This window comes from Mesorhizobium sp. M2A.F.Ca.ET.037.01.1.1, from assembly GCF_003998075.1.
GTDB lineage: Bacteria > Pseudomonadota > Alphaproteobacteria > Rhizobiales > Rhizobiaceae > Mesorhizobium.
This window is the reverse complement of the sequence record NZ_RZSA01000138.1, coordinates 1-9,750: the sequence shown is the minus strand read 5'-3', so window position 1 is coordinate 9,750 and position 9,750 is coordinate 1. Positions and strand designations below refer to the sequence as shown.

6 protein-coding genes and 1 pseudogene are annotated in these 9,750 nt (G+C 64.6%); 4 read left to right on the top strand and 3 right to left on the bottom strand.

What is annotated here, in order from left to right; translation table 11 throughout:
* From EOA27_RS09740 to ggt, 3 genes and pseudogenes are all read left to right on the top strand, one after another.
* On the top strand, positions 1–1,161 hold a 1,161-nt coding region (locus tag EOA27_RS09740), incomplete at its 5' end, for a bifunctional rhamnulose-1-phosphate aldolase/short-chain dehydrogenase (RefSeq protein ID WP_127256045.1).
* A 150-nt stretch (positions 1,162–1,311) separates the two neighbouring features.
* Positions 1,312–2,604, top strand: coding sequence for an L-rhamnose catabolism isomerase (gene rhaI, locus EOA27_RS09735; protein WP_126079317.1), 1,293 nt, complete (start codon positions 1,312–1,314; stop codon positions 2,602–2,604).
* A 231-nt stretch (positions 2,605–2,835) separates the two neighbouring features.
* Positions 2,836–4,573, top strand: a pseudogene (ggt, locus tag EOA27_RS09730) (gamma-glutamyltransferase).
* A gap of 4 nt (positions 4,574–4,577) precedes the next feature.
* Here ggt and EOA27_RS09725 read toward each other — a convergent pair.
* The 3 genes from EOA27_RS09725 to EOA27_RS09715 all read right to left on the bottom strand — a co-directional run bounded on the left by EOA27_RS09725 (position 4,578) and on the right by EOA27_RS09715 (position 8,302).
* Complete coding sequence (locus tag EOA27_RS09725; RefSeq protein WP_042637278.1) at positions 4,578–4,925, bottom strand: hypothetical protein; 348 nt, start codon at positions 4,923–4,925, stop codon at positions 4,578–4,580.
* 159 nt (positions 4,926–5,084) lie between these two features.
* Complete coding sequence (locus EOA27_RS09720; RefSeq protein ID WP_126079316.1) at positions 5,085–6,440, bottom strand: sigma-54 dependent transcriptional regulator; 1,356 nt, start codon at positions 6,438–6,440, stop codon at positions 5,085–5,087.
* Complete coding sequence (locus EOA27_RS09715) at positions 6,437–8,302, bottom strand: sensor histidine kinase (protein WP_126079315.1); 1,866 nt, start codon at positions 8,300–8,302, stop codon at positions 6,437–6,439. The genes EOA27_RS09720 and EOA27_RS09715 overlap by 4 nt, the downstream gene beginning before the upstream one ends.
* A 238-nt stretch (positions 8,303–8,540) precedes the next feature.
* On the opposite strand from EOA27_RS09715, the gene EOA27_RS09710 reads away from it, so the two are divergent.
* The coding region (locus tag EOA27_RS09710) for a dicarboxylate/amino acid:cation symporter (RefSeq protein WP_145970305.1) at positions 8,541–9,750 on the top strand (1,210 nt) is incomplete at its 3' end.

Here is a 9,750-nt window from a genome sequence, read left to right as displayed (position 1 = left end):
GTCATCGAGTTCGATCCGGCGAAGCCAGATATCGACGCCGTCATCGCACGGCTTGCCGACGACATTGCCGAATACCGCGTCGGCTACCAGGCCTATTACGACGCCTGCAAGCATGCGGACTCGCCCGCCATCCGCGACCCCAATGCGGTGGTCTATCTGATGCCCGGTGTCGGCATGTTCACCTTCGCCGGCGACAAGGCGACGGCGCGCATCTCCGGCGAGTTCTATGTCAACGCCATCAACGTCATGCGCAGCGCCTCGACAGTCTCGTCCTATGTCGGCCTGCCGGCGCAGGAGGCTTTCGACATCGAATATTGGCAACTCGAGGAAGCCAAGCTCCAGCGCCTGCCGAAGCCGAAGGCGCTGGCCGGCCAGATCGCGCTGGTCACCGGCGGCGCCGGGGGCATCGGCCGCGCCACCGCCAACCGGCTGCTGCGCGAAGGCGCCTGCGTCGTGCTTGCCGATATAGACGAGGCCGCTTTGGCCAGTGCCAATGACGAGCTCTCGAAAACCTTCGGAAGGGACTTCGTCCGTCCGGTGCGGATCGACGTCACCTCCGAGGAGCAAGTGCTTTCCGGCTTCGCCGAAACGGCGGTCGAATTCGGCGGCATCGACATCCTGGTTTCCAATGCCGGCCTGGCCTCCTCGGCGCCGATCGAGGAGACGACACTGGCCTTGTGGAACAAGAATATGGACATCCTGTCCACCGGCTATTTCCTGGTTTCGCGCGAGGCTTTCCGTCTGTTCCGCGCCCAGAAGATCGGCGGCAACGTCGTCTTCGTCGCCTCCAAGAACGGGCTCGCCGCCTCGCCGAATGCGTCGGCCTATTGCACCGCCAAGGCCGCGGAGATCCATCTTGCCCGCTGCCTCGCGCTGGAGGGGGCCGAAGCGCAGATCAGGGTCAACGTCGTCAATCCGGACGCCGTGCTGCGCGGCTCGAAAATCTGGACCGGCGAGTGGAAGGAACAGCGCGCCGCGGCTTACAAGATGTCGACCGACGACCTCGAGGAGCATTACCGCTCGCGTTCGATGCTGAAGCGCTCGGTGTTCCCGGAAGACATTGCCGAGGCGATCTATTTCTTCGCCTCCGACATGTCGGCCAAATCGACCGGCAACATCGTCAATGTCGACGCCGGCAACGCGCAAAGCTTTACGCGCTAGGCGCCCTTTCCTTCTCCCCGTCTCTATACGGGCAGTTGAGGAGTGGCCGCGTAGCGGTCGAAAAGCCAATTGCTTGGCTTTTCGAAGGACGAAAGCCCGAAGGGCGGATGAGGGGCGGCGCCAGCCGAACGCATTCTTGGGAGGAATTGCATGTCCGAAACAATTATCCGCGCCGACATAGTCGCCAGCCACAACACCGCGCGCCAACCCGACCTCGAGCGCGACTACGCCTCGCTCGGCGAACGCCTCGACCGCCGCGGCATCGCCATCGACGCCATCCGCGACAAGGTCGAGAAATTCGGCGTGGCGATCCCGTCCTGGGGCGTCGGCACCGGCGGCACGCGTTTCGCGCGTTTCCCCGGTCCCGGCGAGCCGCGCGACATCTTCGACAAGATCGAGGACTGCGCCGTCATTGCCCAGCTGACGCAGGCAACGCCGACCGTCTCGCTGCACATCCCCTGGGACAAGGCTGATCCGAACCGGCTGAAGCAGGCGGCCTCGCGCTTCGGCCTCGGCTTCGACGCCATGAACTCCAACACTTTCTCCGACGCCAAGGATCAGAAGCTATCCTACAAGTTCGGCTCGCTCTCGCATGCCGATGCCGGCACGCGCCGGCAGGCGGTCGAGCACAATCTCGAATGCATCGAGATCGGCAAGACGCTGGGCTCCAAGGCGCTGACGGTGTGGATCGGCGACGGCTCGAACTTCCCCGGCCAGGTCAATTTCGCAAAGACCTTCGAGCGCTATCTGGACGCGATGCGGGAGATCTATGCCGGCCTACCGGACGACTGGCGGCTGTTCACCGAGCACAAAATGTATGAGCCGGCCTTCTATTCGACGGTCGTGCAGGACTGGGGCACCAACTACATTATCGCGCAAGAGCTCGGCGCCAAGGCCTTCTGCCTTGTCGACCTCGGCCACCACGCGCCCAACGTCAACATCGAGATGATCGTGTCGCGGTTGATCCAGTTCGGCAAGCTGGGCGGTTTCCACTTCAACGATTCCAAATATGGCGACGACGACCTCGATGCCGGCTCGATCGATCCCTACCGGCTGTTCCTCGTCTTCAACGAACTGGTCGATGCGGAGCTCTCCGGCGCCAAGGGTTTCAATCCCGCCCATATGCTCGACCAGAGCCACAACGTCACCGATCCGATCGAGAGCCTTATGCTGTCGGCGGTCGAGGTGCAGCGCGCCTACGCGCAGGCGCTGCTGGTCGACCGCAAGGCGCTCGAAGGTTTCCAGGAGGAGAACGACGCGCTGATGGCGACGCAGACGCTTAAAAGCGCCTACCGCACCGATGTGGAGCCGATCCTCGCCATGGCGCGCCTGCGGACCGGCGGCGCCATCGATCCGGTCGCGGCCTATCGCGAAGCGGGTTATCGCGCGAAGGTCGCGGCGGAGCGGCCGGCTGTCGCCAGCGGCGGCGGCGGCATCGTCTGATAGGCTGCGCCACTCCCCCTCATTCGGCCGCTTCGCGGCCACCTTCTCCCCGAGGGGAGAAGAGATCGGCGCAAGCTCCTCTCCCCTTGGGGAGAGGTCGGATTGCCCGAATTGCCCTTGCAATTCGACTTGGCAATCCGGGTGAGGGGGTCTCTCGCGCTACTTCAATTGTTATTGGACTAATTCGCTCCGACGGTTTTTCCTAGGCATTTCGACGCCAGGAGCACCGCCATGCCCTTGACCCGCCGGTCGCTGATCGCCGTCAGCCTTTCGCTTGCCTCTGCCTTCATTCCGGCCGTTGCCGCCTTCGCCGGTCGCCCGTTCCGGCCAAGGGTGAGCACGGCATGGTGGTCACGGAGCAGCATCTGGCGACCGAAGTCGGCGTCGACGTGCTGAAGAAGGGCGGCAACGCCGTCGATGCCGCTGTCGCGGTCGGCTACGCGCTGGCCGTCGTCTTTCCCGAAGCCGGCAATATCGGCGGCGAAGGGTTCATGACCATCCGGCTGAAGGACGGCCGCACCACCTTCATCGATTTCCGCGAGCGCGCGCCGCTCGCCGCCGCGAGAACCATGTATCTCGACAAGGACGGCAAGCCGATCAAGGGCGCCAGCCTCGATGGCTATCTTGCCGTCGGCGTGCCGGGCTCGGTGGCCGGCTTCGAGATGGCGCGCGAGAAATATGGCACGCTCTCAAGGCAGGATCTGATGGCGCTGGCGATTGCCTACGCCAGGGCTGGTTTTGTCCTCAACCAGGGCGACGCGGCTTGGTTCGCCGACAGCGCCGACCGGCTGGCGAAGGACCCGGCGGCGGCCGCGATCTTCCTGAAAAAGACGGCAAGCCTTATGGCATCGGCGAGAAGCTCGTTCAGCCGGACCTCGCCGCCTCGCTGTCGGCGATCTCGCAAAAGGGGGCGGACGCCTTCTAAAAGGGCGCCATCGCCGACGCCATCGTCAAGGCGAGCGGCGCCAGGGGCGGCATCCTCGCCAAGGGCGATTTCGAGCAATATGCGGTGCGCGAATTGAAGCCGGTGACCTGTTCCTACCGCCGCTACGAGATCATCTCCTCGCCACCGCCAAGCTCGGGCGGCGTCATCATCTGCGAGATTCTGAACATCCTGGAGGGCTATCCGCTCTCCTATCTCGGCTCGGCTTCCGCCGAGACGGTCCATGTCATGGTCGAGGCGATGCGCCATGCCTATGTCGATCGCAATTCGGCGCTGGGTGACCCGGATTTCGTCGAAAATCCGGTCTCGAAACTGCTTGACAAGGGCTACGCAATGGACATCCGGGACAAGATCGATCCCTTCCGCGCCGGCGTCTCGAAGGACTTGATGCCGAAGGGTCTTGGCGAGTCGAAGGAGACGACCCACTATTCGATCATCGACAAGGACGGCAACGCGGCCGCGGTCACCTACACGCTGAACGGCTCCTTCGGCGCCGGCGTCGTCGCCGAAGGCACCGGCATCCTGCTCAACAACGAGATGGACGACTTCACCCAGAAGCCCGGAGTGCCCAACCTCTACGGGCTGGTCCAGGGCGAGGTCAACGCCATTCAGCCGAAGAAGACGCCTTTATCCTCGATGAGCCCGACGATCGTAACGAAGGATGGCAAGCCGTTCATGGTCATCGGCAGCCCGGGCGGCTCGCGCATCATTACCATCACCCTGGAGGTGATCGTCAACGTCATCGACCACGGTATGGACATCCAGGAAGCCATCGACGCGCCGCGCATTCACCATCAATGGCTGCCGGACACGGTCTATGTCGAACCTTTTGGGCTTTCGCCGGACACGGAGCGGCTGCTTGCCGGCATGGGCTATCATCTCGACCTCAGCGACGAGACCTGGGTCCGGGCCGCCGGCATCCTTGTCGGCGGCAAGAGCCTGGCGGAGATCGAGAAGGGCGGCGGCGCCCGCTACAACGGCGCCATGGACAGTCGCGCGGCTGCCGGCGAGGCGCTGGGAGATTAATTGATCAGGTCACCAACGTGATGGTCGAGGCGATCAGCATGACGGCGGCAATGGCCACAAACAGCGCGTAGATGCGCGGGCGGTCGAGCAGCAGCGCATTGCCGGAAATCCAGGCCGCCGTGGCGCCGCCGAGCGCGAACAGGAAGCCGTTGCGGTGGCCGAAGGACATGGAGGCGGCCATCAGGCCGCCGATGATCAGCGCGCCGAAGACGATGATGACGGCGACCGCGTATTTCTCGAAATCATTGCCGCCGCCCATCACCGGCCCCATCGCGTTGAGATTGGGCAGGTCGTCCGGATCGAAAGGGTTGGCCGAGCCGTATTCGTCTTGACCGAGGGATTCGCGCATCATTCGTTCTCCGCTGGGCGGCAACAAACCATCAACGCCTGCCAAGCGCAACCCGGCAACGCCATCGCGCCGATGCGTTCACTGGCCGGCTGGTGCCAACGTGCCACGGTTTGCCGGACAAGCTCAACGGCCGGAGATTGGATCGGGTTCCACGAGCTTGATCTATCTGGAAAAATCGCTGCGCACGATGCCGTGCCGCTGCAACTTGTCATAGAAGGTCTTGCGCGGAATACCGAGCGCCTCGATGGTGCGGCGGACGTCGCCTTCATTGCGACCAAGTGTCTCGCGGATGATGTCGGCCTCGTAGCGATCGAGCCGTTCGGGCAACGGCATCGCGGCGTCGCTCTCCATTGCCGCAGGGGAAGGCGTTTCGGCGACATCCTCAAGCCCGAGCACCAAGCGTTCGGCGAAATGGGCGAGTTCGCGTACATTGCCCGGCCAGTCGTGCTCCCTGAGATGGCGCTGGACCGCCGCCGAGGTCGCCGGCACGGCTCGCCGGAACCGTGCGGCGGCCCGCTCGGCGAAATAGCCGAACAGCAGCGGCACGTCGTCCCGCCGTTCGCGCAGCGGCGGAATGGAGAGCGTCACCACATTGAGCCGGTAATAGAGGTCCTCGCGGAAAGCGCCGCGCTGGCTGGCATTGCCGAGGTCGACCTTGGCGGCGGCGACGACGCGCAGGTCGACCGGCCTGACTTCGTTGGTGCCGAGCGGCGTCACCTCGCGCATTTCGAGCACGCGCAGCATCTGCACCTGCGTCGCGGCCGGCATGCTTTCGATCTCGTCGAGGAAGAGCGTGCCGCCGCTCGAATGCTCGATACGGCCGACGCGCTTCTTCTGCGCGCCGGTGAAGGCGCCGGCCTCGTGTCCGAACAGCTCGCTTTCGATGACCGTCTCCGGCAGCGTGCCGCAATTGAGCGCGACGAAATTGCCATTGGCACGGCGGCTCCAGCGATGCAGCAGGTTCGCCACCACCTCCTTGCCGGAGCCGGTCTCGCCGGTCACCAGCACGTCGACATCGGTGTCGGCGATCTGCCTGAGCGTACGGCGCAGCCGCTCCATCGCCGGCGTCTGTCCGATCAGCGGCAAGCCCTCCTGCGCCTGCTCGGCCGCTTCGCGCAAGGCGCGGTTCTCCATCACCAGCCGGCGTTTTTCGGCGGCGCGGGCAACGCTCTGCGCCAGCCGCTCAGTGGCGAAAGGCTTGGTGATGAAGTCGTAGGCGCCGTCCTTGATCGCCTTGACGGCCATGGCGATGTCGCCGTGCCCCGTGACCAGGATCACGGGAATATCTGGGTCGAGATGCAAGACGCGGCCGAAAAGCTGCAGCCCGTCGATCTCCGGCATGCGGATGTCCGAGACAACCACGCCGGCGAAATTCCTGTCGAGCGTCGCCAGCGCTTCGCTCGCCACCGAATAGGCCGACACAGCAAAGCCGGCAAGCTCCAGCGTCTGCCTTGTCGCCTTGAGCAGGTCGCTGTCGTCGTCGATCAGGATCACCGTTGCTGGGTTGTGCTTCGTCATGCTGCGCCGGCTTTCGACAGATGGATGGTGAAGCGTGTGCCCTGGTCGCTGCTCGAAACCTCGATGCGCCCGCCATAGTCGGCGACGATGTCCTTGGAGATGACCAGGCCGAGCCCAAGGCCTTTCTCCTTCGAGGTGTTGAAGGGCGTGAACAGTGATTTCAGGATCGCGGGTGGGATACCAGGTCCGTTGTCGGAAACGACCAGCGCCACGTCTTCGCCGGTTTCGGCGGCGGAGACTTCGACCCTTGCGCCATCACGGCCATCGAGCGCCTCCAGCGCGTTCTGGAACAGATTGATCAACACCTGTTCCAGCCGCAGCCGATTGCCCATTACTTTTAGCGCCGTCGGCGGCAGCGTGATCGCCAGAGCATCCAGCCGGCCGGCGAAGCGGCTCCTGAGCAGCACGACTGCGCCCTCGATCACGCTGCGCAATTCGACGGGCTCGGCGGCGGTGCGGCCCTTGCGGGCAAAGGCTTTCAGCTCCTCCGTGATGGCTCCGATGCGCTCGGTCAGCGCGGCGATGGCGCCAAGATTCTCCTCGGCTGAGGCGCTTTGCTTGCGCTCGAGGAACACGCGCGCATTGTCGGCATAGGCGCGGATCGTCGCCACCGGCTGGTTGATCTCATGCGCGACGCCGGCCGCGACCTGGCCAAGCGTGGCAAGCCGGTTGGCCTGCACCAGCTCCTGCTGCATGACCTGCAGCCTCACCTCGGTGCTGCGATGGTCGGCGATCTCGGCCTGCAGCCGGTCGCGCGCCAGGCTGAGATCCTGCGTGCGCTCGACGACGCGCCGCTCCAGCTCGGCGCGCGCGGCCTGTTCGGCGGCGATCCGCATCTGGGCGGACTGCCGGCGCCAAAGCAGATAGGCGGCCAAGGCGATGAGCGGCACAAGGACGCCCAGCGCCAGGAGCCGCATTTCGCGCTGCGCGGCGGCGATCGGCGCTTCGGCTGGAACAAGATAGTCGAGCTGCCACGGTGTCGACGGCACAGCGGTCGAGAGCCGCAGATATTCCGCATCGCTGCCTCCAGGCGTGATGGCATGGACCAGCGCGACATCGGAGCTCAGCGCCTCCGGTCTCGTGATCGGCAAAGGCACCAGCGGCACGTCGCCGAATTGCTGGCTGGCGCGGATCTCGGCGAGCACCGGCCGGCTAAGCGGCTCCGTCGTCAGGAAGCGCCAGGAGGGGACGCTCGTGATCAGCACCACGCCATGCGCGTCGCTGACAAAGGCCGGCCGGTTCGCTTCGTGCCAGTCGGCTTCGAGCTGGTCGAACTCCATCTTGACCACGACGACGCCGAGAGGCCCCGAGGCGCCGTCGACGCGCCGCGAGATGTAGAGCCCGGGACGTTTGCTGACATTGCCGAGCGCGAAATATTCGGCGGTGCCGGTCTGCATCGCGCCTGAGAAATAGGCGCGGAAACTGTAGTCGCTGCCGACGAAACTCACCGGTTCGCGCCAATTGCTGGAGGCGATCGCCAGACCGTCCGTGCCGGTGACGTAGAGCACCGAGGCCTTGGTGCCGGAAACCAGCCCTTCCAGCTTGCGGTTGAGCACGTCGATCGCGGCAGGGCTTCGCTGGGTCAACGCGTCATTGACCTGCTGGTCCTCCGACAGGAGCAGCGGCAGCGCGCGCGGATTTTCCAGCACCGCGCGCAGCAGCGCGACCTTGAGATTGGCGTCCGTGCGTCCTTGCGTGGCTAATGCCTCGATCTCCGTCGAGCGGCCATAGAGGCCGGCGCCGTAGAGCGCTGCCGCGATGATCGCCAGCGCCACCGCCGTGAACAGCAGCCAGGCGCGCCGCGCCCGCCCGGCAAGCAGTTCGGGCGTCGAAGCGAGAGCAGCGGCAGGGCGTTGCAGCATGGCGTATTTGTGCATGCTTTCGCACAAGGCGCAATTGTACCTATGCGGATAACCACACTGATGCCGCGGAAAAGGCACCTCGCGAGCTCGAAAAATTCAGCAAAATCAACGAAGCGAAACTCCGGGCGCCATCTGGCACGCGCGTTGCAGGTAGGTCCGCAGCAGCCGCGAGGCTGTGAAGGTTAACAGCCCCCTGGGAGGTCGAGCGTTCTCGATCGGGGGCCGAACGGAGGATACCATGCAGACAGCAATCGCTGCCGCCGAACCGCGCGGCAAGGTTCCCTTTTACCGGCATCTTTATGTGCAGGTCCTGGTGGCGATCGCCGCCGGCATCCTGCTTGGCCATTTTTACCCCGATCTGGGCGCTTCGCTGAAACCGCTCGGCGATGCCTTCATCAAGCTGGTCAAGATGGTCATCGCGCCGGTGATCTTCCTCACCGTGGCGACCGGCATCGCAGGCGTCTCCGACCTGCACAAGGTCGGCCGCGTCGCCGGCAAGGCGATGATCTATTTTCTTGTCTTCTCGACATTGGCGTTGATCGTCGGCCTGGTTGTATCGAACGTCATCCAGCCCGGCGCCGGCATGCACATCAATCCCGCGACACTCGATGCTTCGAAGGTCTCGACCTTCACCGAGAAGGCGCATGACACGACCATCGTCGGCTTCCTGATGAACATCATCCCCGACACCATCACCGGAGCCTTCGCGCAGGGCGACATTCTGCAGGTGCTGTTCTTCTCGGTGCTGTTCGGCATCGCGCTGGCGCTGGTCGGCGAACGCGGCCGCCCCGTGGTCGATTTCCTGCAGGCGCTGACCTCGCCGATCTTCCGCCTCGTCGCCATCTTGATGAAGGCAGCCCCCATCGGCGCTTTCGGCGCCATGGCCTTCACCGTCGGCAAATACGGCATCGGCACGATCGCCAACCTCGCCTTCCTGATCGGCACCTTCTACCTGACGTCGCTGCTCTTCGTGCTGGTCGTTCTCGGCGCCGTCGCATGGTACAACGGCTTCTCCATCCTGGCGCTGATCCGCTACATCAAGGAAGAGCTGCTGCTTGTGCTCGGCACCTCGTCGTCCGAGGCGGCGCTTCCCGGCCTGATGGCCAAGATGGAGCGCGCCGGCTGCAACCGCTCGGTGGTCGGCCTGGTCATCCCGACCGGCTATTCCTTCAATCTCGACGGCACCAACATCTACATGACGCTGGCTGCGCTGTTCATCGCCCAGGCAACCGACACGCCGCTCACCTTCGGCGACCAGATCCTGCTCCTGCTAGTCGCCATGCTGAGCTCCAAAGGTGCGGCCGGCATCACCGGCGCCGGCTTCATCACCTTGGCCGCCACGCTCTCGGTGGTGCCTTCGGTGCCGGTCGCCGGCATGGCGCTGATCCTCGGCGTCGACCGCTTCATGTCTGAGTGCCGCGCGCTCACCAATTTCGTCGGCAATGCGG